This is a genomic window from Aliiruegeria haliotis, assembly GCF_003003255.1.
Classification (GTDB): domain Bacteria; phylum Pseudomonadota; class Alphaproteobacteria; order Rhodobacterales; family Rhodobacteraceae; genus Tropicimonas; species Tropicimonas haliotis.
Map to the genome: position 1 here is coordinate 353,039 of NZ_PVTD01000003.1, position 25,048 is coordinate 378,086.

Consider the following 25,048-nt stretch of genomic DNA (forward strand, 5'->3'; position numbering starts at 1 on the left):
CCATCCCGCGCATTTCAAAGGGATGGTATCATGGAACTCCCCGACAATCTCATTATCAACGCTCTCTACGCGCTGGCCATTGCGATCGTTGGCCTCTGGCTGTCGAACTGGGTCGCGGGGCGGATCCGCAAGCTGCCCGCCTACAACGAAAAGTTCGACCCGATGCTGGCGCGGTTTCTCGCCAGCATCGCAAAATACGCGATCCTGGCGTTTGCAATCATCTTCATACTGGGGCGTTTCGGGATCCAGACGACGTCGCTGGCGGCCCTCATCGGCTCCGTCGGTATCGCGGTCGGCCTCGCCCTTCAGGGGACACTTGGCCATCTGGCGTCCGGCGTCATGCTGGTCGGATTCCGCCCCTTCAAACTGGGTGATTTCATCGAAGTCGCAGGGCATTCCGGCACAGTCGAACAGATCACGCTCTTCACGACAGAACTGACAACCCCGGACAACGTGCAGATCATCGTGCCCAACGGGGACGTCTGGTCCTCGGCCATCGTCAACTTCTCCGCCCATGACACGCGGCGCGTGGATCTCGTTTTCGGTGTCTCCTACGACAGCGACCTGAAGGCGGCCGAGAAGATCCTGAACGACCTGATCGCCACACAGCCGCGTTTCAAGAGCGACCCCGAGCCCTTCGTCAAGGTCACGAACCTCGGCGACAGTTCGGTGGACTTCACCGTTCGCGTCTGGTGCGAGGCCGCGGATTACTGGGATCTCAAGTTCGACCTCACCCGCAAGGCAAAGGATGCCTTCGAGGCGGGCGGGATCGACATTCCCTTCCCGACGCAATTGCAGATCAACAAGGCGGTCTGATCAGCCGGGGCGGCGTTAGAGCAGCGAAAGCACCGCCTCGCCGCCCGTCATCGCACAGGTGCCGCGCCCTTCCTCGATGCGCAGGAGCTCCACCGCGCCATCGTCGACGACCATCGCGTATCGCAAGGAGCGCGCGACAAGACCGACCATCGGCGCATCGAACCGCATTCCGATGCTCTCCGTGAACTCGCAGCCGGCATCCGCCAACAGGGTGATGCCAGCCGCCGACGCTCCGGACTGTTCGCCCCAGGCGCGCATCACATGTGGATCGTTGACAGAGATCAGCAGGATCTCGTCGATGCCCTTCGCCCGGATCTCGTCTGCGGACCGGATCACGCTGGGAAGATGCGCTGTGGAGCACGTCGGAGTGAAAGCGCCCGGCATGCCGAGCACCAGCACACGCCGTCCGGAGAGCAGGGGTGCAAGGTCGACCTGCTCTGGTCCCTCTGCTCCGATCACGGTGAAACGCGCATCTGGCAGCTTTTGTCCGTTTGAAATCTTCATGGGGTCCCTCGCGCCGTTTTCATTGCTTCGGCTGCCAGATATAGGACGTGCGTTCGGAGTGACCAGCCTTTGGAGGGAAACATGTCGGGGATCGTGGTTGTAGGAGCCGGTCAGGCCGGCGCATCGCTGGTTGCAAAACTCAGGACCGAGGGGTTCTCGGGGCCGGTCACGCTGATCGGCGAAGAGCATGTCCCCCCCTATCAGCGCCCGCCGCTGTCAAAGAAATACCTCTTGGGCGAGATGGAGCTTGAACGGCTCTTCCTGCGCCCCGAAGCCTTCTATGTCGACAACGACATTCGCCTGCTGACCGACCGCCACGTCGATGCGATCGATCCGGCGGGCCGCACGATCCTGATGGGCTCGGAAACCCTGAGCTACGAACACCTCGCACTGACAACCGGGTCGGTTCCGCGTCGTCTGCCGTCAGCCATTGGCGGATCTCTGGACGGGGTGCACGTGGTGCGCACGCTGACCGATGTCGACAGGATGGCGGCAGAGGTGACGCCCGGCGCGCGGGCATTGATCGTTGGCGGTGGCTATATCGGGCTGGAGGCTGCGGCTGTCGCCCGCAAGCTGGGCCTTGAGGTCACGCTGGTGGAGATGGCCGAACGCATCTTGCAGCGGGTCGCCGCGCCCGAGACCTCGGACTACTTCCGCACGCTTCACGAAGGCCACGGCGTGGATTTGCGCGAGGGCGTCGGTCTGGAGCGCCTTCTGGGCGAAGGGCGGGTCACCGGTGCCCGGCTCACCGACGGAACCGAACTGGCCGTCGATATCGTGATCGTCGGCGTCGGCATCTCTCCCGCCACGGGGTTGGCCGAGGCCGCCGGGCTGACCCTCGACAACGGGATTGCTGTGGATGCCTTCGGACGCACGTCCAACCCGAACATCTGGTCGGCGGGCGACTGCGCCTCCTTCCCCCGGCATGGTGAGCGTATTCGACTGGAAAGCGTTCAGAACGCCATTGACCAGGCGGAACTGGTGGCCTGCAACATGCTGGGTGCGGCGGCTGCCTATGACCCGAAAATCTGGTTCTGGTCGGATCAGTACGATGTGAAGCTTCAGATCGCCGGGCTCAACACTGGCTATGACCGCGTCATGACCCGCCCGGGCGACAAGGTCGGCGTGGTGTCTCACTGGTACTATCGGGGCAACACGCTCCTGGCAGTGGACGCCATGAACGACCCGCGTGCCTACATGGTGGGCAAGAGGTTGATCGACAATGGGAAATCTCCCGATCTGAACATCGTCTGCGACCCTTCGGTCGAGCTGAAATCCCTGTTGCGCTGATGCGGATCATTTCCGGGAAGTTTCGCGGACTCGGGCTCGCTTCGGTCGGCAAGGGAGATGCCGCCGCGCATCTGCGTCCCACGTCGGATCGTGTGCGCGAAAGTCTGTTCAACCTGCTCGCGGCAAGCCACGGCGACCCGGCACCGGGGGCACGTGTACTCGACCTCTTCGCGGGGACAGGCGCGCTCGGGCTGGAAGCCATGTCGCGGGGCGCTGTACATGCAACCTTCGTGGACGAAGGCGCCAAGGCGCGCGCGCTGCTGCGGGAAAACATCGAGAAAACACGGACACAGGGCATCACGAAGCTCTACCGTCGCGATGCCACCCGTATGGGACCAAACCGCGGCGCGCCATTTGACCTGGTTTTTCTTGACCCGCCCTACGGGAAGGGACTTGGCGAACGGTCGATCGCCTCTTGCGTCGAGGGAGACTGGCTGGCGCCAGACGCCTTGATCATCTGGGAAGAGAACACACCCCAGGAGGTTCCGACCGGCTTCACACTGGAGGATCGGCGAAAGTACGGCGATACGCACATGACCCTGATGCGGCGGGTCGGTTAGTCTGGTTGTGTCGGCGACCGCCCACTGAGTGAGGGCGCGCGCTGAACGTATCCCGACGGACTGCGAAACGAACGCCCGTGCTCTCGGCAAGCTTGGTTCGGATCCGGAACGATGACGGTGCAAGAGGCCACGGACGGCCCGCCGTGAGTGGAGGTGTCCGAGGAAATTACGACGAAATGGAGAGAGTGATGGAGCGAACCTGGCAGCGCAGAGCAATCCTGGCAGGGATCGCCGCGAGCATGGCGATTGCGCCACCGGCAGGAATCGCGGCTGAACCGTCCGTGCTTGTCTACGACGTGACGTCCTCTGGTTCGCCAGCCTTGCCGCTGCTGGAGATCGATGCAAAGGCCCGGGTTCGAGTCCGGGAAGTGCCCGGGCAGATCCCGGAGGTCCGGGGCCAACTCACAGAGTACAGCCTTGCAGCGATCCTCCGTGTGCTGGTGGAAGATATCGGAGTGCTGACAATCGATGATACCCGAATCGAGGCGGAGATACGTGCCACAGACGCTGCGCGCGGAAGCGTGCCGAGCATTGCCGACGGTGGTGTGACACGGCTGGTCCTCGACGTGCCCAAAGGGCGCAACGTGATCGAGCTCCATGCAACAGCCCTGAAGGCAGGCATCTACCCCGACATCGACGACCTCCAGCGATTGCGGCAGGCAGAAACCTACCTGCTGGAACTGGTGGGGCGCCTTCGCGCCCGGTGATGCAAACCACTGCGGTGCCTCATCGCAATACATGCGCGCTTGAATCACGGGCAGACCATGTAAATTGTTGCGCCCGGACGCCGCGCCGATAAGGTCCGCGGCGTGGCAAGGACAAGCAAATCAAGGAGCGGCAAGGGCAAGTCCACCCGAACCGCGGCACCGGCGAAGACGGCCCGGTCGAAGCGCCCCGCGCTTCCCGTTCGGGTTGCGCTGTTTCTACGGCGCTGGATCTGGCGCCTGATGCTGGTCCCGCCAGTGCTGCTGCTGGCGCTGATCATCCTGTACCGGTTCGTCGATCCACCGATCACCCACACGATCTGGACCGAGCGGCATCGGCTCGGCTCGGTGGACCAGCAGTGGGTCGATATCGAAGATGTCTCCGAGTTTGCGCCGCGCTCCATCGTGGCGGCCGAAGATGCCAATTTCTGCCTGCACTGGGGCTTCGACATGGCCGCGATTCGCGAGGCGCTGGACGACGGCGGTCAGCGTGGTGCCTCCACGCTCAGCCAACAAACTGTGAAGAACGTCTTCCTATGGCAGGGGCGCAGCTGGGTGCGCAAGGCGCTGGAGGCCCTGATCACGCCGGTCGTGGAAATTGCCTGGCCGAAGAAGCGAATCCTGGAGATCTACCTCAACGTTGCCGAAATGGACGAAGGCGTTTTCGGCATCGAAGCGGCGGCGCACCGGTATTTTGACCGCCCCCCGCTGGAGTTGACCGCCACACAGGCCGCGCGGATCGCCGCCGTGCTGCCAAATCCCAAGGGTCGGAATGCCGGGCAACCGAGTTCATTCGTGCGGCGGCGGGCCGCTTCCATCGCCGACGGTGCGGCGACAATTGAGGCGGACGGCCGCGCAGCATGTTTCGAGGATTGAAAAACCCGGGGTTAGGCTGCAAGTAAAGGCATTGCCGGAAACCGAGAACACATCACCCATGAACCGACTTTATCACGTCCCGTTGTCTCCGTTCTGCCGCAAGGTGCGCCTTGTGCTCGCAGAGAAGAAGATCGAGGTGGAACTGGTCGAGGAGCGGTATTGGGAACAGGACGCGGATTTCCTGCGCCGCAATCCCGCCGGCAAGGTGCCTGTCCTGCGGATGGACGGGCGCACGATGTCGGAGAGCCAGGCGATCTGCGAATACCTGGAGGAGATCTCGCCGGAACCACCGCTGCTGCCGAGAGCACCGGAGGGGCGCTATGAGGTACGACGGTTGTGCGCCTGGTTCGATGACAAGTTTCACCACGAGGTGACGGCAAACTTGCTGTACGAGCGTGTGAACAAGAAGATCACCAAGCAGGGCTATCCCGAAAGCCGCAACGTGAAAGCAGGGGCGAAGGCGATCAAGTATCACCTCGACTACATGACGTGGCTTCTGGACCAGCGGCGCTGGCTCGCTGGCGATCAGATGTCGATGGCGGATTTCGCGGCGGCTGCGCATATCTCCGCATTGGACTATATTTCCGACGTGGACTGGAACCGGAGCGCAAATGTCAGGGATTGGTATGCCAAGATCAAGTCGCGCCCGGCCTTCCGGGGGCTTCTGGCCGACCAGATCCCGGGCTTCCCGCCGTCGGTGCAATACGCCGATCTTGATTTCTGAGATATCCAGCCGCGCGTGTGGGTGTTTGCGCCCGCTTCGGCGCGTCGTGGTGGACTGCCCGCAGGGCCTCCGTTCGTCAGGAGCAGGACTGAGCGCATGGACGGGTTGAGGGCTCGGCTGGAGGCACAGGCCCGCGCGGAAGGGTTCGTTGCAATGGGGGTCTGCCGCCCAGATTCCATCGGGCATGTTCCGGAGGCACTGTCTACGTTCGTGGCAGAAGGCTACCATGGACAGATGGAATGGATGGCCGACCGGATGGCCTGGCGTGGCGATCCCGTGGCGCTCTGGCCGGAGGCCCGATCGGTGATCGTCCTGGCAGAGAGCTATTCACCTGATGATGACCCGCGTGATGGGCTCGAACAGCGCAATTGCGGGAACATCTCCGTCTATGCGCGCGGGAAGGACTACCACGATCTCGTCAAGAAACGGTTGAAACGGCTCGCGCGGTGGCTGATCGCCGAAGCTGGTGGCGAGGTGAAGGTTTTCGTGGATACGGCGCCGGTGGCCGAAAAACCTCTGGCGCAGGCGGCAGGGCTTGGCTGGCAAGGCAAGCACACCAACCTAGTCAGCCGCGACATGGGGAACTGGGTGTTCCTGGGCTCGATCTTCACCACACTGGAGCTTCCCACAGACCCCGCTGAGGTCGATCACTGCGGGTCCTGCCGATCCTGCCTCGATGTCTGCCCGACAGCGGCCTTCGTGGCGCCGTACCGGATGGATGCCCGCCGGTGCATTTCCTACCTGACGATCGAGCACAAGGGCCAGATTCCCGAAGACCTGCGCGAGGGTCTGGGGAACCGGATCTACGGCTGCGACGACTGCCTGGCCGCCTGCCCGTGGAACAAGTTCGCGGTGGCCGCAAGCGACATGCGCTATGCTGCGCGTGACGGGACATTGGCACCGCCGCTTGCCGAACTTGCAGCTCTGGACGACCGTGCCTTCCGAGAGCGTTTCGCCGGCAGCCCGATAAAGCGGATCGGGCGAAATCGCTTCGTCCGCAACGTGCTCTACGCAATTGGGAACTCCGGTGCGCCGGCGTTGATCGCAACCGCGAAACCCCTTCTGGACGACCCGGATCCGGCAGTCGCAGACGCGGCCCAATGGGCGATCGACCGGCTATCGTAGGGGCCTTGGGGCGGCGGGTCGCGTTTGTCGGCGGCGTCGAGTGTGGTAAGATGGCGGTGGAAGTGATTTGGGGAGATCGCCATGAGCAAACATGTTCTGGATCATCCGACTCGCCGCGATTCGTCGCGCGTCGTTCCTTTCGTCACCGTTCGGCGGCGTCTGGAACCGACCATGACCAGCCCTCGGGCACGTGTGATGCTTCGCCGGACGAAAGCGCCGGTTAACGCGTCGCTGCGCACGCGCGCGTTCCTGAGAATAGAACGGGGCTACGAGGCCTGAGGTTGGTCGAAATTGCCTGAATGGCCGTCTGTGCGACCTGTCCCGCAAAGACGGGCCGGGTTGACGAAGCGTTTTGCAGGCGTGTGTTCATTGATCGGAACCCGAACCGGATTGCGATTGCTCTCCGGCGCGTTTGGGTTGGGCTGTAGCCCAGTGTTGGGACCGGGCATCACCAGCTATGTGGGCGCGCAGCATCGCGTCGCTGGCGCAAGAGACTTGCCGCCTCGGTCGACAGCCGAAGGCCGGTGGCAGCATCCGCGGCATGGTAAGGACCGAATGACGAATCGCCGACGTGAAAGGTGACATCGACACCTTGCCTGCCGGAAACCTGGTGGAGGAGGATAGAGACCTCGATGCCTTTTGCGTAAAACGCGTCGTGGAGTCTTGCGCCGAGGTAATGTGCGGCCCGTTTCTGATCAGGGGATACACCACAGTGGATATCCGCCCGAACGACCATACTGTTGGTTTCGAGTCCCTTTGCCGCCAGCCTCTCCATGGTCAAGGCAAGTGGCTGAAAAGTTGGATCCCCGGAAATGTGATAGTAGCTGAGCGCGATCGTGGCTGGCGTTGCAATCGCCACGATCATCGCCACCAACACGGATATCTGCCGCTGCGGCCGTTTCGGCGCCGAATGCTCCATGACAGGAGCCTAGGGCCGAACGACCAAAGAAATCGTTAAGCGCCAATCGTTGCCGCGTGGCGCTCGTCCTTCCGTCCCGTGGGATCAGGTGCGAACGAGTTTTTCGTACTCTTCGGCGATACCGCGGGCCAGTTCACCGACTTCGAAAGAGTAGTCGCCAATCTCGCCCACCGGGGTGACCTCGGCGGCCGTGCCGGTCAGCCAGCATTGCTGGAAGCCTTCCAGCTCCTCGGGCATGATGTGGCGCTCTTTCACCGAAATACCCTTCTGCTTGAGCATCTCGATCACCGTCTGCCGCGTGATCCCGTTCAGGAAGCAATCGGGAAGCGGGGTATGCACCTCGCCGTCACGGACAAAGAAGATGTTGGCGCCCGTCGCCTCGGCAACATAGCCGCGATAATCGAACATCATCGCATCCGAACACCCTTTCGCCTCCGCCGCGTGCTTCGACATGGTGCAGATCATGTAGAGACCCGCCGCCTTGGCATGACTGGGGATCGTCTCCGGGCTGGGGCGCTTCCACCTGGAGATATCCAGTTTGGCCCCCTTGAACTTGGCGTCACCATAGTAGGCGCCCCACTCCCAGGCGGCCACTGCCATACGGACGGGGTTGCGCGCCGACGCGACACCCATGTCTTCTCCGGCACCACGCCAGGCAACGACCCGGACATAGGCATCGTCGAGCCCCATTTCCTTCAACGTCAACGCCTTGGCGGCCTCGATTTCTTCCACGCTGTAGGGGATCTCGAAGTCGATCATCTCGGCGGACTTCCTGAGGCGCTCGGAATGCTCCACGCTCTTGAAGATCTTGCCGTGATACGCGCGCTCTCCCTCGAATACGGAGGAGGCATAGTGCATCGCGTGCGTCAGGATGTGCACGTTCGCTTCGCGCCAGGGCACGAGCTTGCCGTCCATCCAGATAACTCCGTCTCGATCATCGTATGCGCCAGCCATATCATTTCTCCGGGGCCGATTTTTCAAAAGTTGCGCAGATTATGTCCGCTTCGGACGCATTGTTGCGCAAAAACTGATCGGAGCTAGCAGTTGAGTCTGGCAATGTCAACAAGGCTGACATAAAACTCGGGAAACGACGATCAAACGAGGTCGGATATGGCAGACGGGCCAGGCGGAGGCGCACAGCGCGGTGAAACGCTGCTGTTCCTGACGGACGAGCAATTGCGCAAGGGCATCGAGGCGATGTTCTTTGCCTACAAGGGGTTTACCGCGGATCCCGACCGGATACTGGAGACCCGCGGCTATGGACGGGCTCACCACCGCGCGATTCATTTCATCCATCGCTCGCACGGGACGACGGTGAATAACCTTCTGGCAATTCTCGGAGTGACGAAGCAATCTCTGAACCGGGTGCTTCGGACCCTGATCAAGGACGGGCTGGTCGAAAGCCGGGTCGGGACGCGCGACAAGCGGGAGCGGCATCTCTACCTCACCGAGACCGGCCAGATTCTCGAACAGGAACTGAGCGATGCTCAACGTGCGCGAATGCGTGATGCGTTTCGCGTTGCAGGGCCGGAAGCGGTGGCGGGGTTCCGTACCGTCCTGGAGGCAATGATGGATGGAGAGATGCGGCGGCGCTATCTCCGGCTGACGGAGGGTGGCCAATGATTGGAATGCCGGAGCCATCGGATGTCGAGGCCCACCTGCTGATTGTCGATGACGACGAACGCATCCGCAGCCTTCTGCAGAAGTTCCTGATCCGGAACGGGTTTCTGGTCAGCGCCGCACGTGATGCGGCACATGCGCGCCGATTGCTGTCGGGATTGGAGTTCGACCTCGTCGTGCTCGATGTGATGATGCCGGGCGAGGACGGGATCAGCCTGACCCGGTCGCTTCGGGCGGATATGCCGACCCCCATTCTTCTGTTGACCGCCCGGGGCGAGACAGCCGACCGGATCGAGGGACTTGAGGCGGGGGCTGACGACTACCTTGCCAAGCCATTCGAGCCGAAGGAATTGCTGCTGCGGATCAATGCGATCCTGCGCCGGATGCCGTCCGAGGAGAACGTCGACACCGGACCGAAGGTGCTCACGCTTGGCCCTGTGCGGTACGACGTCGAGAAGGGCGAGATGTGGCGCGGCGAGGAAGCGGTTCGTTTGACGGCGACAGAAGCGCAATTGATGCGGATCTTCGCGACCCATGCCGGAGATCCCGTCAGCCGTAGCCAGTTGGTGGAGGAGCTTGGCCGCGACGGCGGACAGGCGCAGGAACGGGCTGTGGACGTGCAGATCACCCGGCTTCGGCGCAAGATCGAAAGCGATCCGCGTCAGCCACGCTACCTGCAGACGGTTCGCGGCGCTGGGTATATGCTGGCCCCCGAATGACCGCGCCGCGCCCCAAGAGGGAGCAGGACCGCGATCCGGCCCGCCCGCAAGTGGAGGGCTCAGGAGCCATGAAGAAGGAGGGCATCCGCCCATGAGCACGGCGCTATTCACCCATCCCTCCTGCCTCGGGCACGAGACACCGCCCGGTCACCCCGAATGCGCGGACAGGTTGCGGGTGATCCTTGCCGCACTTGATGATCCCGCCTTCGGGGCGCTGGATCGGCGAGTGGCGCCTTTGGGCGAGCGCGAAGACGTCTTGCGGGTGCATCCCGAAGCCCACGTTGCGGCCATCGAGGCCGCCGTACCGGCGGATGGCTGGGTCTCCCTCGATGCCGACACGCATGTGATGGCCAAATCGCTTGACGCGGCATGGCGAGGTGTCGGGGCAGTGACCGCGGCCGTGGATGCGGTTGTGGCAGGCGAGGTGCGAAACGCCTTCTGTGCCATTCGTCCACCCGGACATCATGCGGAGACATCGACTCCGATGGGGTTCTGCCTGTTCGGCAACATCTCGATCGCGGCAAAGCGTGCCCTGGATCACCACGGCCTGTCCCGTGTCGCCATCGTCGATTTCGACGTTCATCACGGCAATGGCACGCAGGACCTTTTGTGGAACGAAGCGCGGGTCCTTTTTGCCTCGACCCACCAGATGCCGCTCTACCCCGGCAGCGGGGAACGGCACGAAACAGGAGCCCACGACAACATCATGAACGTGCCGTTGCCGCCCAGTGCCGATGGTGCGGCCTTCCGCACGGCGATGGAGGGGCTGGTGCTGCCCGCGCTTGAGGATTTCAGGCCGGAACTGGTGCTGATATCTGCCGGGTTCGATGCCCACAGCTCCGACCCGCTGGCACAGCTCAACCTGGAGGTCGAGGATTTCGTGTGGGCGACACGGGCTCTGTGTGAGCTGGCCGACCGGCATTGCGGGGGGCGCGTGGTCTCGACTCTCGAAGGTGGCTATGATCTGGAGGCACTTGCCGCCAGCGTCGCGGCGCATGTGAAGGTTCTGATGGAGCAGGGCGGATGAATGACACTCCCGTCGAGAAAATGAGCTTCGAGCAGGCGATGGCCGAGCTTGAACAGGTGGTGAACCGGCTGGAGAACGGCGACGTACCGCTTGAGGAATCGATCACGCTCTACGAGCGCGGCGCCAGCCTGAAGGCCCGCTGCGAGGAGCAGTTGAAAGCCGCCGAGGAGAAGGTCGCGAAGATCACCCAGGCCGCGGACGGCACCCCAACCGGAACGGCGCCGCTGGACGAATGACATTCCCGCAGACGTTGACGGAAGCGTCGGGGCAGGTTCAGGCCTTCCTCGCGAGGGAGCTTTCGGGCTATCCCGATCAGCCGGTGATCGAGGCGATGCGCTATGCGACCACCGGTGGCAAAGGCCTGCGAGGTTTTCTTGTGCTGGAAGGTGCCGCGCTGCACGGGGTCGCGCCCGGCGCCGCCATCTATGCGGCCGCAGCGGTGGAAGCCGTGCACGCCTATTCGCTGGTTCATGACGACTTGCCGGCGATGGACAACGACGACCTGCGGCGTGGCCAGCCGACGGTGCATGTCAAATGGGATGACGCGACCGCGATCCTCTCCGGGGATGCGCTTCAGACGCTCGCCTTCGACTTTTTGGCACGGCCCGAATGCTCGCCGGAACCGGAAGTGCGGCTTGCCCTGATCTCCGATCTGGCGCTGGCATCTGGCGCGAAGGGGATGGTGCTCGGCCAGGCGCAGGACATCGCTGCCGAAACGGCGGCCCAACCGCTGGATCTGCCCCGGATCACCGAGTTGCAGGCCAACAAGACCGGTGCTTTGATCCGCTGGTCGGCCACCGCCGGAGCCCTCCTTGGTCAGGCAGATCCCGCGCCGCTGCGGGCATATGCGACGGCACTTGGCCTTGCCTTTCAGATCGCGGACGACATCCTCGACGTGGAGGGCGATGCGGCACTGGCCGGCAAGCGCCTGCGCAAAGACGAAGAGGCGGGCAAGGCGACCTTCGTCTCCCTGCTGGGGCTGGACGGCGCCAAGTCGCGCGCCCGGGGACTGGTGGAGGAGGCCGAAGCGGCGCTATCAGGATATGGTGCGGCAGCGGAGAACTTGCGGGCAGCCGCCCGTTTCGTTATCGCCCGCAAGAAATAGGAGGCCCCGCGTCGCGCGAACGCGGGGAAGCCACGGCCGTTGGAGGGCCGAGCAATGGTGAAACCGATTACCCCACTGCTGGACCGGGTCGACACCCCGGCAGATCTCAAGCACCTGTCCGACGAAGACCTCGCGCAGTTGGCCGACGAAGTGCGCGCCGAAACGATCTCGGCGGTGAGCGAGACCGGCGGGCACCTGGGGGCGGGGCTTGGGGTGGTTGAACTGACGGTAGCCCTGCACGCCGTCTTCGACACGCCGCGCGACAAGCTGATCTGGGACGTCTCCCACCAGTGCTACCCGCACAAGATCCTCACCGGACGTCGCGACCGCATCCGGACACTGCGCCAGAAGGATGGCCTGTCGGGCTTCACCAAGCGCAGCGAGTCGGCCTATGACCCGTTCGGCGCGGCGCATTCTTCGACCTCGATCTCCGCCGCCCTCGGTTTCGCGACCGCCCGCGAACTTGGCGGCACCACCGAGGTCGGCCTTGGGGACGCCATCGCCGTCATCGGCGACGGATCCATGAGCGCCGGCATGGCCTATGAGGCGATGAACAACGCCGGCCACTTGGGCAAGCGGTTGATCGTGATCCTGAACGACAACGAGATGTCCATCGCGCCCCCGGTCGGGGCAATGTCGTCCTACCTGTCGCGGCTCTATGCCGGAGCACCGTTCCAGGATCTGAAAGCCGCCGCGAAAGGTGCACTGAGCTTCCTCCCCGAGCCGTTCTACGAAGGCGCCAGACGCGCCAAGGAGATGGTCAAGCACGCCACCATCGGCGGCACGCTCTTCGAGGAGCTTGGCTTCGAATACGTCGGCCCGATCGACGGGCACGACATGGACATGCTCCTATCGGTTCTGCGGATGGTCAAGGCGCGGGCGAACGGCCCGATCATGATCCACGCGATCACGCGCAAGGGGAAGGGCTACGCCCCGGCCGAGGAGGCCATCGACAAGGGCCATGGCGTTGGCAAGTTCGACGTTGTAACCGGGGCGCAGAAGAAGGCGCAATCGAACGCGCCGAGCTATACCAAGGTCTTCGCCGAATCGCTGCTTCAGCACGCCGCCGAAGATGACCGGATCACCGCGATCACGGCCGCAATGCCGGATGGGACGGGCCTCAATCTCTTCGCTGAACGCTACCCCAGCCGCTGTTTCGACGTTGGTATCGCCGAGCAACATGCGGTGACCTTTGCCGCCGGACAGGCGGCGGGTGGGCTCAAACCCTTCTGCGCGCTCTACTCGACCTTTCTGCAGCGCGGCTACGATCAGGTTGTGCATGATGTCGCGATCCAGCGTCTTCCCGTGCGGTTCCCGATCGACCGGGCGGGCCTCGTAGGGGCCGATGGCGCGACCCACGCAGGATCGTTCGACATCGCGTTCCTTGCCAATCTTCCGGGCTTCGTGGTCATGGCAGCAGCGGATGAAAGCGAATTGAAACATATGGTTGCGACCGCCGTGGCCTATGACGACGGGCCGATCGCCTTCCGTTTCCCACGTGGCGAGGGTGTTGGCGTCGAAATGCCGGAGCGCGGCGAGATTCTCCAGATCGGCCGTGGCCGGATCGTCCGCGAGGGCTCTCGTGTGGCCCTGCTGTCCTTCGGCACGAGATTGCAGGAGGTCGAGAAAGCCGCGGAGAACATGGCCCGTCGCGGGATCAACCCGACCGTTGCCGATGCCCGTTTTGCCAAGCCCCTCGACAAGGACCTGATCCTCGGGCTGGCGGCCGATCACGAGGCGCTGATTACCATCGAAGAGGGCGCCATCGGTGGCTTCGGCTCACATGTGGCGCAACTCCTGGCGGAAAAGGGCATTTTCGACAAAGGGTTGAAATACCGCTCCATGGTTCTGCCCGACACTTTCATCGATCAGGCGAGCCCCGCCGACATGTACAGGGTCGCGGGAATGAACGCAGAGGAGATCGAGGCCAGGGTTCTCGACACGCTCGGCATCGCCAGCATTGGCGCCGCAACCGCCTGATCGCCAAGACCGGCCATCGCAATTGCATTGATGTCAGGCGACGTAGCTCCGGGCCCGGCGCCCCATCACCCCGTTCGTCAACCCGTAGGCTAGCGCACCGGGTCCAGCCGCGCCTTTGGCAGCGTGCAATCCTTGATGACGTCCCGCCCGCAGCGGCGCGGCTTCAGGTCCCGCGTGAGGCAGATCCGGGTCTCCATGATCCGGCCGGCGCGGCAGGTCACGGTAACCATATCTCGTTGCAGTTGCGGATTGGCCTCCAGCCAGGCGTCCTCGACAACCGACGCCGGCAACACCACCGGCTCCTCCAGCTTGCGCAGTACCTCAGGGCGCTCCACGCTTTCAAAGGCCAACCGGGACAGCGCGTAGTAGTCGTCCGACGGCAGGCCGGAGCAGCGTCCGTGCTTCTTCCACTGGTACCACGCCAGGCCGGCGGACCCCATGATATCCGCCATGTCGGCGGTCTGCCCACGCGATGGGTTCCGCTCGGCGGTTGGGCAGAAACTGGGCCAGCCATCCTCGTATTGTGGCCAGAGACCGTGCAGCACCCACCCGAGGTCGAGCCCCGGATCGCATTGCTCCGCCTGCTTAGCATCCCCTTCGATGGCACAAAAATTCGGCGACCAGCTCAGCGCCATGACGTAGTAGTCGAACTCCCCGGCGGCTTCCCCATCCGCCATCGCGGCGCCTGCCAGTGCCGCCAACGCAACCATCCACCGCATTTTGACTTCCCTTTCCGCTCTTGCGGTCTTATATCCCCCCCAATCCCCGAAAACGAGGAAATGCGGCCCGCCAACGGCTGCGGCCGTTTCCCGGCCACGGAAGAACTGTGCTAAGGAGTCAGACATGAACAAGCCGATCATGGCAAAAGCCACCGCCGTCTGGCTGGTCGACAACACGACGATCAGCTTCAAGCAGATCGCCGATTTCTGTGGCCTGCACGAACTCGAGGTGCAGGGGATCGCCGATGGCGACGTCGCCGCCGGCGTCAAGGGCTTCGATCCCATCGCCAACAATCAACTGGTCCAGAGCGAGATCGACGAGGCCGAGAAGAACCCGCTTCACAAGTTGAAGCTGAAGTTCAATGCCGCGGCACTTGGCGAGGAAAAACGCCGTGGCCCGCGCTACACGCCGCTCAGCAAGCGTCAGGACCGGCCCAACTCGATCCTCTGGCTGGTGAAGTTCCACCCCGAGCTGACCGACGGCCAGATTTCCAAGCTGGTAGGCACCACCAAGCCGACCATCCAGTCGATCCGCGAGCGGACGCACTGGAACATCGCCAACATGCAGCCCATCGACCCCGTCGCGCTTGGCCTGTGCAAGCAATCCGAACTCGACGCCGTGGTTCAGAAGGCCGCCGCCAAGAAGGCCGCCGATGGCGAGGTGATGAGCGACGACGAACGCCGCAAGCTCGTCTCCACCGAGCAGTCGCTGGCTGCCGATCCGGAACCGAAGATCCCGACCGCGATCTCCGGGCTGGAGACCTTCACGCTCGGCGGTGACCCGCGTGGCGACGAGGCAGAGGACAGCAACGAGCCAATTCTCGACGCAGACAGCTTCTTCAACCTGCCCGACAATGACGACGAGGACGAGGACGACGACAAGCAGCCCTGATCCGTTGCAGCGCGCCGTTCCATCGGCGCGCGGTTGATCCCCCGGAAGGATCATGCAACTTCTGGAACGTGTCGGGCTCGGGATGCCCGGGCGGTACAGTATCGGAGCCACGGACATGGCGCATCTCGGCGACGTCTCGCCCCTGGGCCGTGCCCACCGAACCTGGCTTGCGCTCTGCACCTGGGCATTGTTCGTGGCAACGATCCCGATGCCGCTGCTCTACCATTCCAACCAGAACACCAAGTTCCTGCACGGACTTGCGCAGGCGTGGCCGGAACGGCTCGGGGCGGACTGGACCGCCGGCACCGTCGACGGGCTGCCGGCCTTCACCCATCTGGTCTACCTGATTGCCGAATACGGAGACCCGGTGCTGTTCTACGCGCTGGAAGTGCTGATGCTGGGCATCATGTGCCTGTCTCTCCTGGCGCTCGCCCGGCTCGTCGGCCGGGGTTCCGGACAAGGGCTCGCCTTCACGCTGATCACCGGCAGCCTGCTCGTGATCTTCGTACACGACTGGCAGGACGACAACCTTCGTGGCGTTGCCGGTCAATACCTGACCCATGGCTACCTCCAGCCGGCAGAGTTCGGGATCCTCTTCCTGCCAGCCTTCCTGCTGGCCCAGCGCGGGCACCCGGCGGGATTGCTTCTTGCCGCAATCCCGGCGGCGTTTCACCCGGCCTACATTGCCTACTCGGGGGCCATGCTGGCCGTATTCCTTGTTCACCGTTGGCGCGACGGGCTGGGCATCCCCAAGATGGTAACACTGGCGGCACTGGCACTTCTGATCCTGCCACCGCTCGATCTCTCGATTCGCTTCGCACCGACCGATCCCGTGACCTTTGCCAAGGCCAACGAGATCCTCGCCTTCGAGCGCATCCCGCATCATTCCGACCCCTCCCACTGGTTCGACTTCGCCGCCTTTCGCAAACTCCTGGTCGCGGTCCTCGCCATCGCGGTCGCACCGCGCGGGCCGCTGCAGAGCGGGCTGATCGTCTTGCTGGTGATCGCCGCGGGCGGCACCGCCGTGGTCTGGCTTACGCGCAGCGCGGAACTGGCCCTTGTGGCACCATGGCGGGCGTCCGTCATCATCGCTCCGGTCTCTGTGGCGATCCTGTCTGGCTGGGTCGTCGACAGGGTTCTGCGCGTCCTCCCCACACGGCGGGGGCAACTGGTCGCCACCCTGCCCTTTCTTGGATACGCTCTTTTCGCGGCAACGGACGGGGCGGGCGACAAGCTCAGGCTGGTGCGCACCAGCCAGCCCGCGAACTACGTCGCCTTCGCCCGCGACAGTTTCAAACCCGGTGACAGCTATCTCGCATCACCCGCGCACAGCAGTTTCCGGCTGGACGCGCTCGTGCCCCACTACGTAACCTGGAAAACCCACCCCTACCTGGACACCGAAGTTCTGGCCTGGCGGCGGCGCGTCGAACTGGCCGATGCCGTCTTCGGCGCGAGCGAGGCCGGATCGGCAGAGGTCCCCTTCGATTGCGGTGCGCTGGATCGCCTGATGGCTGAAACCCCAGTGACCCACCTGATGATCCGGAACGCCGCGACCGCAGAGTACGCGACTTGCGACCGGTTGGAGTTGCTGCACGCATCCGACGGCTGGATCTACCGCGTCCACTGAGCACATTGATTGCCCCCGGGGCGCCGCCTAGCGTCGTGCCAGACCGATCCCGGAGCCATACATGCGGACCCTCTTCCTTTTGCTTCTGCCCCTGGCAGGCCAGCCCGCCTTCGCGGACGACATCTGCCATGACCTCTGGTTCACCCGGAACCTGATCTTCGATCGAGCAGGCTATTGCTTCGGCTCCGACCTCGGGAAGGCGGTGTTCGACAATTCCGATTGCTCCACCGGCTCTCCGCAACTCGAAACGGCGGATGCCACCCGCGTCGCCCGTGTGAAGGAAATGGAGAGCTTCCTTGAGTGCAGCGTGGACACGAAGTCCACGTGGCTCGACCTTGCGGATATCGAACAGCGCGCCCGATTCCTGACGCTTCCGGTCCGAGGCGATGGCGAGAGCGGTTGCATGGGCTGGCGCGGTGGCGTGTTGCAGCTTCATCAGGGAAAGCGGTTCGATACGCCCGTCACCGGCCGGATCGTTCCCGGCGATCACATCGGGTTCAGCTACATGCCCGAGGGCAACTGGGAGTTCGTGATCGTGCGGCGCCCCTCCACGGGGGAGGCGTTCATGGGTTGGTCGCAAGTGCCCTATTCAGAGGATGGCTGCGATCAGTGGGCCGGGTGAGGCCGTTCACATCGCCTTGCGCGCGCGCAAGGCGGCGGTGATCGTTCCGTCGTCGAGATAGTCAAGCTCACCCCCGATCGGCACGCCCTGCGCCAGCGAAGTCACCGCGATTCCCAGCGGCTCCAGTTGCTCGGCGATGTAGTGAGCCGTGGTCTGACCGTCGACCGTCGCGTTCAGCGCGAGGATCACTTCGCTGACCTCTTCTTCCTGCACCCGGGCGACGAGATGCGGGATGCGCAACTCATCCGGTCCGACGGCATCAAGCGCCGAAAGCGTGCCTCCCAACACGTGGTATCGGCCCTTGAACACTGCAGCCCGTTCCATCGCCCACAGGTCGGCCACATCCTCGACAACGCAGATTTCGCCGATGGCACGTTTCTCCGCGGTGCAGATCTCGCAGATCTCGGTCGTGCCGACGTTGCCGCAGGTGATGCACTCGCGCGCGGAGACCGCGACCGACTGCATCGCATCCGCCAGCGGGATCAGCAACTGACCACGCTTCTTGATGAGTTGCAGCACCGCGCGCCGGGCCGACCGCGGCCCGAGGCCGGGAAGGCGGGCCATCAGGTCGATCAGGTCCTCGATATCGCGCGGTGCCCGGGTCATGGCTTACATGTCGGGGATGTTCATGCCCGCGGGCAGGCCCATCTCTGCGGTGAGCTTTTCCATCTCTTCCTTGGACTTGTCCTGCGCCTTGCCCTGCGCGTCCTTGATCGCGGCGAGGATCAGATCCTCCACGACTTCTTTCTCGTCGGCGTTAAAGATGGAGGGGTCGATGTCGAGCCCGGTCAGTTCACCCTTGGCGGTGCAACGTGCCTTCACCAGACCGGCGCCGCTCTCGCCAATGACAACCGTGTTCTCCAGGTCGGACTGGAGCGCGGCCATCTTGTTCTGCATGTCCTGCGCGGCCTTCATCATCTTGGCCATGTCGCCGAGACCGCCGAGTCCTTTCAGCATGTCGTGTCCTTTCGGTTCCTGTACCGGCACGCGTCGTTTGGGCGGCCCGGTGTTTCATGTTCTGACTGCCATATGGGACATGTCGCGCCCGGCGGCAATGTCGGGCTGGCAGCAACCCGCTTTACGACAGCCGGTTCGTCAGTCCTCCTCGAACGGATCCCACTCGTCCTCGACCTCCGGCAGCGCCTCCACGGCAGCCTCGGCCTGGATTTGGTCGGGCGTGCGGATTTCGGTGATCCTCGCCTTTGGGAAGGTCTCCAGCACGGCCTGCACCATCGGATGCTCCATGGCGGCCTCCTCCAGGGCGCGCTTCTCGCTGTCGCGCGCCTCGGCCACCGTCGGCGCGCCGCCCTCGCTGACGACGGAGACCGCCCATCGGTTGCCCGTCATCGTCTGCAACCGCTGCCCCAGCCGCTGTGCAAGGTCGGGGGCTGCATCGGGGGTCGGCTCGAACTCGATCCGGCCGGGGGCGTATTTCGCCAGCCTAAGGGTGTTTTCCAGCTCGATCAGGAGGGTCACCTCCCGGTTTGCGCTGATCAGGTCGAGGACGTGATCAAAGGTCGCGAACCGCGCCAGCGCCTCCTCCGGCGCCACTTTCAACGCCGCCACGGGCCCCGCCCCGGGCGGGGTTCCGGCCGGGGCGGAGGGCGGCGGCGCGGCATAGCCAACCGGCCCGCCTTGCGGCACGCCCTGGCCACCACCGCCGGGACCGCCCGGATGGGTCGGCGGCGGTGAATCCTTCAACTTGCGCACCAGATCCCCGGGCGTGGGCAGGTCAGCGACATGGGTCAGGCGGATGATTGCCATCTCTGCCGCCATCATCGCGTTCGGAGCCTGTCCGACTTCCTCCAGCGATTTCAGGAGCATCTGCCACATCCGCGCAAGGATCGGCATTCCGATCGCCTCCGCCATCGCCCGGCCACGGTCGCGTTCGTCGGGAGGCACCGTCGGGTCGTCGGCCGCCTCCGGTGTGATCTTCGTCACCGAAACCCAGTGGCACACCTCTGCGAGGTCCCGCAGGATCGCCATCGGGTCCGCACCGTCGGCATATTGCGCCGAAAGCTCGGTCAATGCGCCCGCCGCATCCCCTTTCAGGATCATGTCAAAGAGGTCGAGCACCCTGCCCCGGTCCGCAAGTCCCAGCATCGCGCGCACGGCATCCGCGTCGGTCTCGCCAACACCCTGACTCAACGCCTGGTCGAGCAGGGACTGCGCATCCCGAGCCGATCCTTCCGAGGCACGCACCAGCAACGCAAGCGCATCGTCGGTGATCTCGCCACATTCGGCATCCGCGATCCGACGCAGCATCGCCAGCATGTCCTCCGGCTCGATCCGGCGCAGGTCGAAGCGCTGACACCGCGAAAGCACCGTGACAGGCACCTTGCGGATTTCGGTCGTTGCGAAGATGAACTTCACGTGGGCGGGGGGTTCCTCCAGCGTCTTGAGAAGCGCGTTGAACGCGCTCTTCGACAGCATGTGAACCTCGTCGATGATATAGACTTTGTACCGCGCGGAGCTTGGCGCGTAGGCCACGGAATCGAGCACCTGGCTGCGAATGTCATCAATGCCCGTGTTGGAGGCCGCGTCCATCTCCAGCACGTCGACGTGACGGCCCTCCGCAATCGCCACGCAATGCTCGCAGGCGCCACACGGGTCGGTTGTCGGGTCGCCCTCGCCATCCGCGCCGATGCAATTCATTCCCTTGGCGATGATCCGCGCCGTCGTCGTCTTCCCGGTCCCGCGGATGCCTGTCATCATGAAGGCCTGGGCAATGCGATCTGCGGCGAAAGCGTTCTTGAGCGTTCGCACCATCGCGTCCTGACCAACCATGTCGGCGAAGGTTTGCGGTCGGTATTTTCGCGCCAGGACCTGGTAGCCGGTATCGCCTGTTTCGCTCATCTCGCCTCGCTTCGTACTGACCGCGCCAAGGTAGTGGGACGCGCGGCGGAGGTCCACCGTTGCGATGTGCGGCACCTGTGGTATTCTGCCAGCGCCGCTCGCGAGGCGGCATCCCGGTCCGCGGAAAGCCGTCATCGGCACCTCGCCTGCGAAGAACCCACATCGGTTTTTCACGTTGCCCGGCATGGCGGACCATCGGGCGTGAACGGGAGAAACCACGATGAAACCCCTGGAACAATTGCGCCGTGATGCGAAGGCCCTGAAGAAGGCACACGAGGCCGGCGAGGCTCAGGCCGTCCTGCGGATGAAAGTGCATGGTCCGAAGGCCGACGGTACACTCCTGCATGCCGACTACCTGCATGTCATCGCGCAGGAACAGGGCTTTGCAAGCTGGCCAAGGCTGAAGTTCGCCACCGAAACCGAAGGGCTTGATCGTGCCGGGCGGATCCAGCGGCTGAAGATCGCGATCCACAATGGCCAGAACTGGCGGACCGAGCAGTTGCTGGCGGAGACCCCGGACCTTCCAGACGGGCTGTTCGCGATGCAGGTGGCCCTTCTGAACCGGGAGGAGGTCGCGCGGATGCTGGCGGAGGATCCCAGCCGCGCGGTGCAGGATTTTGGCCTGAGGCGACCGATGCTGCACCTGGCGTTCTCGCGCTGGATCCATGCGCGGCCGGACCTGGAAGTCGACATGCTGGCAATCGCCGACATGCTTGTCGCCCATGAGGCCGACGTCAATGACACTTGCCCGGTCGGCATCGGCAATCCCCACCCGTTGTCGGCGCTCTATGGCGCGATCGGTCATGCAAACAATATGGTTCTGGGCCGTTGGCTTCTGGAGCAGGGTGCCGACCCGAACGATGGCGAGTCCCTCTATCACTCGACCGAGTTGGGGCACCACGAGGGGTTGCGAATGCTGCTGGCGCACGGTGCGAAGCCCACCGGCACCAATGCACTGCTGCGGGCGATGGACTTCAATGACCATGAAGCGGTGCGGATGCTGCTGGACGCCGGCGCTGATCCGGATGACTTCGCCGGCGAGCACGTGGGAGGTGAACGGCCCTGGGTGATCCCGGCCCTGCACCAGGCCGCGCGGCGGATGTGCGACGGCGCGATGGCCCAGATGCTTCTGGACGCCGGCGCCGATCCGCATCGCTCATTCGAGGGGATAACCCCCTATGCCTATGCCCGCGTGTTCGGAAACGAGGAGGTCAGGCGGGCAATCGAGGCGATTGGCGACGTCCCGGAACTCTCCCCGGTCGAACGCGCACTGGCAACGGCGGCCGAGGGCGGCGACCTGCCGGAAAACCAGGTGCGACAGGAAGACCTGCCGGAGGCCTGCCGGGATCTCATTCGGACGATTCTGCATCTGCCGGGAAAACTGGAGCATGTGAAGCGGCTGGTTGCACTGGGTCTCGACCCGGATCTGCCGGACGGCGAGGGGCTGACCCCGGTACAGGTCGCCGGATGGGAGGGATTGCCGGATATGATGGGGTGGTTGCTGACCCTTGAACCCGACCTGACACATGTGAACCGGTACGGCGGTGACCTTCTCGCGACCATCGTGCACGGCTCGGAGAATTGTCCGGCGCGGGCGGAGCGCGACCATGTGGCCTGCCTCGAACTCGCCCGAAACGCCGGCGTCCCCTTTCGGGCCGACGTGCTGGCCGGTGCTGGCGAAGAAGACGTGGCCGCCTACCTGTCGGATTGGGCAACCGAAGCCAGCTAGCCAACCGGGTGCTCCCGCCCCTTTCAGCCCATCTAAGATGGGGTCGAAAGCGTTGGGCCGGGCCGCGCGCTGGCGCGCGCGGCCTTCCGTTACGGCAGGGAACGCACACCGGTTGGGTCACAGATGTCGGATCGGCGGAGTTGAAACCGGCCAAGGCCGTCAGCCCAGAACAAGGGGCACCGACCGGCATCGCGTCCACTGGCTGTTCCGGACAGGGACGTACACTATCGGTCCCTTTGTCACCGCCCCCACGACCACGAATGTGTCCACCATGGCCTGCGGACGACACCAAAGACAAAACGCCCCGGCGTGATGCCGAGGCGCTTCATCAAACGACACGATGCCCGTGACCGGGCACCCTTCGTATTCGCTATGTCTGGATCACGTGATCCGGGAGCCTCTCGGCCGCCAGCGGATCAGAGCAGACCTTCGCGCTGAGCCTTCTTGCGTGCGAGCTTACGCGCCCGGCGAATCGCTTCGGCCTTCTCGCGAGCCTTCTTTTCAGAGGGCTTCTCGAAGTGCTGCTTGAGCTTCATCTCACGAAAAACGCCTTCGCGCTGAAGCTTCTTCTTGAGCGCACGGAGCGCCTGATCGACATTGTTGTCGCGAACACTGACCTGCATGTGGGTGTCACCACCTTTCCTGTTAGAGTTGCAACTGTTTGCAGGAGGTGGCGCTATAGCAAACCCTGCGCTACTTGTCCATCGTGTGTTCGTGAAACCAGCGAGGTGTTCGACATGTCCGACACGGCCAGGCCAGAGATCGAGGGAACGGAGGCCGAGATCAGGGACCGGCTGCTCGATGCGGCGCTCTTTGGCGTTGCCTTCGATGGCTGGAGTGACGGCACCTTTCGGGCGGCTTGCGCCGACGCGGGCATCGATCCGGCCGTGGCCCGTGCCGTGTGCCCGCGCGGTGCACTCGACCTGGCCCTGGCATATCATGAGCGCGGGGACCGGCTGATGATGGAGCGCCTCTCCCGGGAGGATCTCGCCGCACTGCGTCTGCGCGACCGGATCGCACTGGCCATCCGCTACAGGATCGAGGCGATCGACGACAAGGAGGCGGTCCGCCGTGGCAGCGCGCTGTTTTCCCTGCCGGGCAATGCCGCGGACGGGGCACGGGCGATCTGGGGTACCGCAGACCGTATCTGGACCGCGCTCGGCGACCATTCCGACGACATCAACTGGTACACCAAGCGAGCCTCGCTCGCCGGGGTCTATGGCTCTACCGTCCTGTTCTGGCTCGGCGATGACAGCGAGAACTGCGCCGCAACCTGGGAGTTCATGGACCGCCGTGTCGCCGACGTGCTGAACCTTGAGAAGGTGCGCGCGCAAGTCACCGGCAACCCCGTGCTGAAACGTGTCTTCGCGGGCCCGAACTGGCTGGCTGGCCGGATCCGTGCCCCCGGAAAGACCAGAGGGTTCCCCGGAAGCTGGGAGCAGCCAGTCGCGCCCACCAGCGGCAGACCGACGCCGGTCGATCCCGACTGATTGCAATCGCGGGCATGGCGAGCGACAAACCGGGCGATCCCCGAAAGGAGCCCGAGATGAGTCTGCCTTCAACCATGCGCGCCATCGAGATCCGCCAGCCCGGCGGCCCAGAGGTCCTCGCGCTCTGCGAACGCCCGGTGCCGACGCCCGGAGCCGGTGAAATCCTGATCCGTGTCGCCTATGCCGGTGTGAACCGCCCGGACGCGTTGCAACGGGCGGGGCTCTACAATCCGCCCCCGGGTGCCAGCGACCTTCCGGGACTTGAGGCCTCTGGCACCGTGGCCGCCGTCGGGGCAGGTGTCAGCCAATGGAGCGTGGGCGACGCTGTGTGTGCCTTGCTGCCCGGTGGCGGCTATGCCGAATACGGTGTCACCCCGGCCGCCCATGCACTGCCGGTCCCTACGAACATCGGCCTGCGGGAGGCCGCCTGCCTGCCGGAAACCTATTTCACCGTCTGGACAAACGTATTTGAACGTGGCGGGCTGAAGGCGGGCGAGATCTTTCTCGTTCACGGCGGCAGTTCCGGCATCGGCACGACGGCGATCCAGCTTGCCCGCCACTTCGGAGCCCGCGTCTTTGCCACCGCCGGCTCGGCCGACAAATGCGCGGCGTGCATGGACCTCGGGGCGGAGCGGGCAATCAACTATCGTGAAGAGGACTTCGTGGAAATCCTGCGTGCAGAAGGTGGGGCAAACCTTGTGCTCGACATGGTCGGCGGAACCTATATTCCCCAAAACATCAAAGCGATGGCCGACGATGCGCGCCTCGTGTTCATTGCCTTCCTGCAAGGGTCGAAAGTAGAGCTGAACTTTGCACAGGTGATGATGCGACGGCTGACCATCACCGGTTCCACGTTGCGCCCGCAATCCGACCTCGCCAAGGCGCGGATCGCCGAGGCCCTGATGGAAAAGGTATGGCCGCTTCTGGGAGCGGGTGCCGTTGCCCCGGTGATGGATTCCGAGTTTCCGATCGAAGAGGCCGCAGCCGCCCATACGCGCATGGAAGGCTCCGGCCACATCGGCAAGATCGTTCTGAAGGTCGCCTGACGGAAGCCGCAGAATTCGCTACGGGATTCGCCGAATCTGAGTCATGCTGAACCGGCACCGCCCGACCCGGGACGGTTTCGGTTCATGTATTTCCATTC

28 protein-coding genes are annotated in these 25,048 nt (G+C 64.1%); 20 read left to right on the forward strand and 8 right to left on the reverse strand.

Going from position 1 to position 25,048, the window contains the following annotated elements; all coding sequences use genetic code 11:
* Positions 1-30: 30 nt before the first annotated feature.
* On the forward strand, positions 31-816 hold the full coding sequence (locus CLV78_RS10915; protein WP_106204831.1) for a mechanosensitive ion channel family protein: 786 nt from the start codon (positions 31-33) through the stop codon (positions 814-816).
* Positions 817-831: 15 nt separating this feature from the next.
* Here the strand turns inward: CLV78_RS10915 and CLV78_RS10920 are convergent, their stop codons facing one another.
* Positions 832-1,320, reverse strand: coding sequence for a peroxiredoxin (locus tag CLV78_RS10920; protein WP_106204832.1), 489 nt, complete (start codon positions 1,318-1,320; stop codon positions 832-834).
* 81 nt (positions 1,321-1,401) lie between these two features.
* On the opposite strand from CLV78_RS10920, the gene CLV78_RS10925 reads away from it, so the two are divergent.
* The 7 genes from CLV78_RS10925 (at position 1,402) to CLV78_RS10955 (ending at position 6,878) form a co-directional block, all read left to right on the forward strand.
* Positions 1,402-2,610, forward strand: a complete 1,209-nt coding sequence (locus tag CLV78_RS10925) for an NAD(P)/FAD-dependent oxidoreductase (protein ID WP_106204833.1) — start codon at positions 1,402-1,404, stop codon at positions 2,608-2,610.
* Positions 2,610-3,170 (forward strand): 16S rRNA (guanine(966)-N(2))-methyltransferase RsmD, encoded by a 561-nt coding sequence (rsmD, locus tag CLV78_RS10930; RefSeq protein WP_106204834.1) that lies wholly within the window; start codon positions 2,610-2,612, stop codon positions 3,168-3,170. The genes CLV78_RS10925 and rsmD overlap by 1 nt, the downstream gene beginning before the upstream one ends.
* Before the next feature lie 188 nt (positions 3,171-3,358).
* Positions 3,359-3,877, forward strand: coding sequence for a hypothetical protein (locus tag CLV78_RS10935; RefSeq protein WP_106204835.1), 519 nt, complete (start codon positions 3,359-3,361; stop codon positions 3,875-3,877).
* A 102-nt stretch (positions 3,878-3,979) separates the two neighbouring features.
* Entirely contained in the window at positions 3,980-4,750 is a 771-nt protein-coding gene (gene mtgA / locus CLV78_RS10940) for a monofunctional biosynthetic peptidoglycan transglycosylase (RefSeq protein ID WP_106204836.1), read from the forward strand.
* 58 nt (positions 4,751-4,808) lie between these two features.
* A complete protein-coding gene (gene fzlA / locus CLV78_RS10945; protein WP_106204837.1) occupies positions 4,809-5,474 on the forward strand; it encodes an FtsZ-binding protein FzlA in 666 nt (221 codons plus the stop codon).
* 96 nt (positions 5,475-5,570) lie between these two features.
* Positions 5,571-6,599, forward strand: coding sequence for a tRNA epoxyqueuosine(34) reductase QueG (gene queG, locus CLV78_RS10950; RefSeq protein WP_106204838.1), 1,029 nt, complete (start codon positions 5,571-5,573; stop codon positions 6,597-6,599).
* Between the two features lie 81 nt (positions 6,600-6,680).
* Positions 6,681-6,878 (forward strand): hypothetical protein, encoded by a 198-nt coding sequence (locus CLV78_RS10955; protein ID WP_106204839.1) that lies wholly within the window; start codon positions 6,681-6,683, stop codon positions 6,876-6,878.
* A gap of 169 nt (positions 6,879-7,047) precedes the next feature.
* Here the strand turns inward: CLV78_RS10955 and CLV78_RS10960 are convergent, their stop codons facing one another.
* Both CLV78_RS10960 and CLV78_RS10965 read right to left on the reverse strand, forming a co-directional pair.
* Positions 7,048-7,476 (reverse strand): hypothetical protein, encoded by a 429-nt coding sequence (locus CLV78_RS10960; protein ID WP_146136677.1) that lies wholly within the window; start codon positions 7,474-7,476, stop codon positions 7,048-7,050.
* Positions 7,477-7,602: 126 nt separating this feature from the next.
* The gene (locus tag CLV78_RS10965) at positions 7,603-8,472 is read right to left on the reverse strand and encodes a branched-chain amino acid aminotransferase (protein WP_106204841.1); all 870 of its coding nucleotides are present in this window, start codon (positions 8,470-8,472) and stop codon (positions 7,603-7,605) included.
* A gap of 156 nt (positions 8,473-8,628) precedes the next feature.
* Between CLV78_RS10965 and CLV78_RS10970 the strand changes: the two genes are divergently transcribed.
* From CLV78_RS10970 to dxs, 6 genes are all read left to right on the forward strand, one after another.
* Positions 8,629-9,141, forward strand: a complete 513-nt coding sequence (locus CLV78_RS10970; protein ID WP_106204842.1) for a MarR family winged helix-turn-helix transcriptional regulator — start codon at positions 8,629-8,631, stop codon at positions 9,139-9,141.
* A complete protein-coding gene (locus CLV78_RS10975) occupies positions 9,138-9,857 on the forward strand; it encodes a response regulator (RefSeq protein WP_245924960.1) in 720 nt (239 codons plus the stop codon). The genes CLV78_RS10970 and CLV78_RS10975 overlap by 4 nt, the downstream gene beginning before the upstream one ends.
* Before the next feature lie 91 nt (positions 9,858-9,948).
* Complete coding sequence (locus CLV78_RS10980; protein WP_106204843.1) at positions 9,949-10,884, forward strand: histone deacetylase family protein; 936 nt, start codon at positions 9,949-9,951, stop codon at positions 10,882-10,884.
* Positions 10,881-11,120 (forward strand): exodeoxyribonuclease VII small subunit, encoded by a 240-nt coding sequence (locus CLV78_RS10985; RefSeq protein WP_106204844.1) that lies wholly within the window; start codon positions 10,881-10,883, stop codon positions 11,118-11,120. The genes CLV78_RS10980 and CLV78_RS10985 overlap by 4 nt, the downstream gene beginning before the upstream one ends.
* Positions 11,117-11,989, forward strand: coding sequence for a polyprenyl synthetase family protein (locus CLV78_RS10990; RefSeq protein ID WP_106204845.1), 873 nt, complete (start codon positions 11,117-11,119; stop codon positions 11,987-11,989). The genes CLV78_RS10985 and CLV78_RS10990 overlap by 4 nt, the downstream gene beginning before the upstream one ends.
* A 54-nt stretch (positions 11,990-12,043) precedes the next feature.
* On the forward strand, positions 12,044-13,969 hold the full coding sequence (gene dxs / locus CLV78_RS10995) for a 1-deoxy-D-xylulose-5-phosphate synthase (RefSeq protein ID WP_106204846.1): 1,926 nt from the start codon (positions 12,044-12,046) through the stop codon (positions 13,967-13,969).
* A gap of 89 nt (positions 13,970-14,058) precedes the next feature.
* Here dxs and CLV78_RS11000 read toward each other — a convergent pair whose 3' ends face one another.
* Positions 14,059-14,688, reverse strand: coding sequence for a ribonuclease T2 family protein (locus CLV78_RS11000; protein ID WP_106204847.1), 630 nt, complete (start codon positions 14,686-14,688; stop codon positions 14,059-14,061).
* 124 nt (positions 14,689-14,812) lie between these two features.
* Here CLV78_RS11000 and CLV78_RS11005 point away from each other — a divergent pair, with 124 nt between their 5' ends.
* The 3 genes from CLV78_RS11005 (at position 14,813) to CLV78_RS11015 (ending at position 17,829) form a co-directional block, all read left to right on the forward strand.
* Positions 14,813-15,580, forward strand: coding sequence for a DUF1013 domain-containing protein (locus tag CLV78_RS11005; RefSeq protein WP_106204848.1), 768 nt, complete (start codon positions 14,813-14,815; stop codon positions 15,578-15,580).
* Between the two features lie 52 nt (positions 15,581-15,632).
* Positions 15,633-17,207, forward strand: a complete 1,575-nt coding sequence (locus tag CLV78_RS11010) for a DUF6798 domain-containing protein (protein WP_106204849.1) — start codon at positions 15,633-15,635, stop codon at positions 17,205-17,207.
* 61 nt (positions 17,208-17,268) lie between these two features.
* The gene (locus CLV78_RS11015; protein ID WP_106204850.1) at positions 17,269-17,829 is read left to right on the forward strand and encodes a DUF4453 domain-containing protein; all 561 of its coding nucleotides are present in this window, start codon (positions 17,269-17,271) and stop codon (positions 17,827-17,829) included.
* 6 nt (positions 17,830-17,835) lie between these two features.
* Here CLV78_RS11015 and recR read toward each other — a convergent pair whose 3' ends face one another.
* The 3 genes from recR to CLV78_RS11030 all read right to left on the reverse strand — a co-directional run bounded on the left by recR (position 17,836) and on the right by CLV78_RS11030 (position 20,685).
* Positions 17,836-18,435: a recombination mediator RecR gene (recR, locus tag CLV78_RS11020; protein ID WP_106204851.1), complete on the reverse strand. Its 600-nt coding sequence runs from the start codon at positions 18,433-18,435 to the stop codon at positions 17,836-17,838.
* Between the two features lie 3 nt (positions 18,436-18,438).
* Positions 18,439-18,786 carry a YbaB/EbfC family nucleoid-associated protein gene (locus tag CLV78_RS11025; RefSeq protein WP_106204852.1) on the reverse strand — a complete coding sequence of 116 codons (348 nt, stop codon included), beginning with the start codon at positions 18,784-18,786 and terminating at the stop codon, positions 18,439-18,441.
* Positions 18,787-18,924: 138 nt separating this feature from the next.
* Positions 18,925-20,685, reverse strand: coding sequence for a DNA polymerase III subunit gamma/tau (locus CLV78_RS11030; RefSeq protein ID WP_106204915.1), 1,761 nt, complete (start codon positions 20,683-20,685; stop codon positions 18,925-18,927).
* Positions 20,686-20,905: 220 nt separating this feature from the next.
* Here CLV78_RS11030 and CLV78_RS11035 point away from each other — a divergent pair, with 220 nt between their 5' ends.
* Complete coding sequence (locus CLV78_RS11035; RefSeq protein WP_106204853.1) at positions 20,906-22,414, forward strand: ankyrin repeat domain-containing protein; 1,509 nt, start codon at positions 20,906-20,908, stop codon at positions 22,412-22,414.
* Positions 22,415-22,830: 416 nt separating this feature from the next.
* Here CLV78_RS11035 and rpsU read toward each other — a convergent pair whose 3' ends face one another.
* A complete protein-coding gene (rpsU, locus tag CLV78_RS11040) occupies positions 22,831-23,037 on the reverse strand; it encodes a 30S ribosomal protein S21 (protein WP_005614280.1) in 207 nt (68 codons plus the stop codon).
* Positions 23,038-23,151: 114 nt separating this feature from the next.
* Between rpsU and CLV78_RS11045 the strand changes: the two genes are divergently transcribed.
* Positions 23,152-23,904, forward strand: a complete 753-nt coding sequence (locus CLV78_RS11045) for a COQ9 family protein (RefSeq protein ID WP_106204916.1) — start codon at positions 23,152-23,154, stop codon at positions 23,902-23,904.
* Between the two features lie 56 nt (positions 23,905-23,960).
* Positions 23,961-24,950, forward strand: a complete 990-nt coding sequence (locus tag CLV78_RS11050) for an NAD(P)H-quinone oxidoreductase (RefSeq protein WP_106204854.1) — start codon at positions 23,961-23,963, stop codon at positions 24,948-24,950.
* The last annotated feature ends 98 nt before the right edge of the window (positions 24,951-25,048 follow it).

What these genes read in the sequence shown, in the direction of transcription:
- CLV78_RS10915 (WP_106204831.1), top strand. Translation starts at nt 31, where the DNA reads ATGGAACTCCCCGACAATCTCATTATCAACGCTCTCTACGCGCTGGCC.
- CLV78_RS10920 (WP_106204832.1), bottom strand. Translation starts at nt 1,320, where the DNA reads ATGAAGATTTCAAACGGACAAAAGCTGCCAGATGCGCGTTTCACCGTG.
- CLV78_RS10925 (WP_106204833.1), top strand. Translation starts at nt 1,402, where the DNA reads ATGTCGGGGATCGTGGTTGTAGGAGCCGGTCAGGCCGGCGCATCGCTG.
- rsmD (WP_106204834.1), top strand. Translation starts at nt 2,610, where the DNA reads ATGCGGATCATTTCCGGGAAGTTTCGCGGACTCGGGCTCGCTTCGGTC.
- CLV78_RS10935 (WP_106204835.1), top strand. Translation starts at nt 3,359, where the DNA reads ATGGAGCGAACCTGGCAGCGCAGAGCAATCCTGGCAGGGATCGCCGCG.
- fzlA (WP_106204837.1), top strand. Translation starts at nt 4,809, where the DNA reads ATGAACCGACTTTATCACGTCCCGTTGTCTCCGTTCTGCCGCAAGGTG.
- queG (WP_106204838.1), top strand. Translation starts at nt 5,571, where the DNA reads ATGGACGGGTTGAGGGCTCGGCTGGAGGCACAGGCCCGCGCGGAAGGG.
- CLV78_RS10955 (WP_106204839.1), top strand. Translation starts at nt 6,681, where the DNA reads ATGAGCAAACATGTTCTGGATCATCCGACTCGCCGCGATTCGTCGCGC.
- CLV78_RS10965 (WP_106204841.1), bottom strand. Translation starts at nt 8,472, where the DNA reads ATGGCTGGCGCATACGATGATCGAGACGGAGTTATCTGGATGGACGGC.
- CLV78_RS10970 (WP_106204842.1), top strand. Translation starts at nt 8,629, where the DNA reads ATGGCAGACGGGCCAGGCGGAGGCGCACAGCGCGGTGAAACGCTGCTG.
- CLV78_RS10975 (WP_245924960.1), top strand. Translation starts at nt 9,138, where the DNA reads ATGATTGGAATGCCGGAGCCATCGGATGTCGAGGCCCACCTGCTGATT.
- CLV78_RS10980 (WP_106204843.1), top strand. Translation starts at nt 9,949, where the DNA reads ATGAGCACGGCGCTATTCACCCATCCCTCCTGCCTCGGGCACGAGACA.
- CLV78_RS10985 (WP_106204844.1), top strand. Translation starts at nt 10,881, where the DNA reads ATGAATGACACTCCCGTCGAGAAAATGAGCTTCGAGCAGGCGATGGCC.
- CLV78_RS10990 (WP_106204845.1), top strand. Translation starts at nt 11,117, where the DNA reads ATGACATTCCCGCAGACGTTGACGGAAGCGTCGGGGCAGGTTCAGGCC.
- dxs (WP_106204846.1), top strand. Translation starts at nt 12,044, where the DNA reads ATGGTGAAACCGATTACCCCACTGCTGGACCGGGTCGACACCCCGGCA.
- CLV78_RS11000 (WP_106204847.1), bottom strand. Translation starts at nt 14,688, where the DNA reads ATGCGGTGGATGGTTGCGTTGGCGGCACTGGCAGGCGCCGCGATGGCG.
- CLV78_RS11005 (WP_106204848.1), top strand. Translation starts at nt 14,813, where the DNA reads ATGAACAAGCCGATCATGGCAAAAGCCACCGCCGTCTGGCTGGTCGAC.
- CLV78_RS11010 (WP_106204849.1), top strand. Translation starts at nt 15,633, where the DNA reads ATGCAACTTCTGGAACGTGTCGGGCTCGGGATGCCCGGGCGGTACAGT.
- CLV78_RS11015 (WP_106204850.1), top strand. Translation starts at nt 17,269, where the DNA reads ATGCGGACCCTCTTCCTTTTGCTTCTGCCCCTGGCAGGCCAGCCCGCC.
- recR (WP_106204851.1), bottom strand. Translation starts at nt 18,435, where the DNA reads ATGACCCGGGCACCGCGCGATATCGAGGACCTGATCGACCTGATGGCC.
- CLV78_RS11025 (WP_106204852.1), bottom strand. Translation starts at nt 18,786, where the DNA reads ATGCTGAAAGGACTCGGCGGTCTCGGCGACATGGCCAAGATGATGAAG.
- CLV78_RS11030 (WP_106204915.1), bottom strand. Translation starts at nt 20,685, where the DNA reads ATGAGCGAAACAGGCGATACCGGCTACCAGGTCCTGGCGCGAAAATAC.
- CLV78_RS11035 (WP_106204853.1), top strand. Translation starts at nt 20,906, where the DNA reads ATGAAACCCCTGGAACAATTGCGCCGTGATGCGAAGGCCCTGAAGAAG.
- rpsU (WP_005614280.1), bottom strand. Translation starts at nt 23,037, where the DNA reads ATGCAGGTCAGTGTTCGCGACAACAATGTCGATCAGGCGCTCCGTGCG.
- CLV78_RS11045 (WP_106204916.1), top strand. Translation starts at nt 23,152, where the DNA reads ATGTCCGACACGGCCAGGCCAGAGATCGAGGGAACGGAGGCCGAGATC.
- CLV78_RS11050 (WP_106204854.1), top strand. Translation starts at nt 23,961, where the DNA reads ATGAGTCTGCCTTCAACCATGCGCGCCATCGAGATCCGCCAGCCCGGC.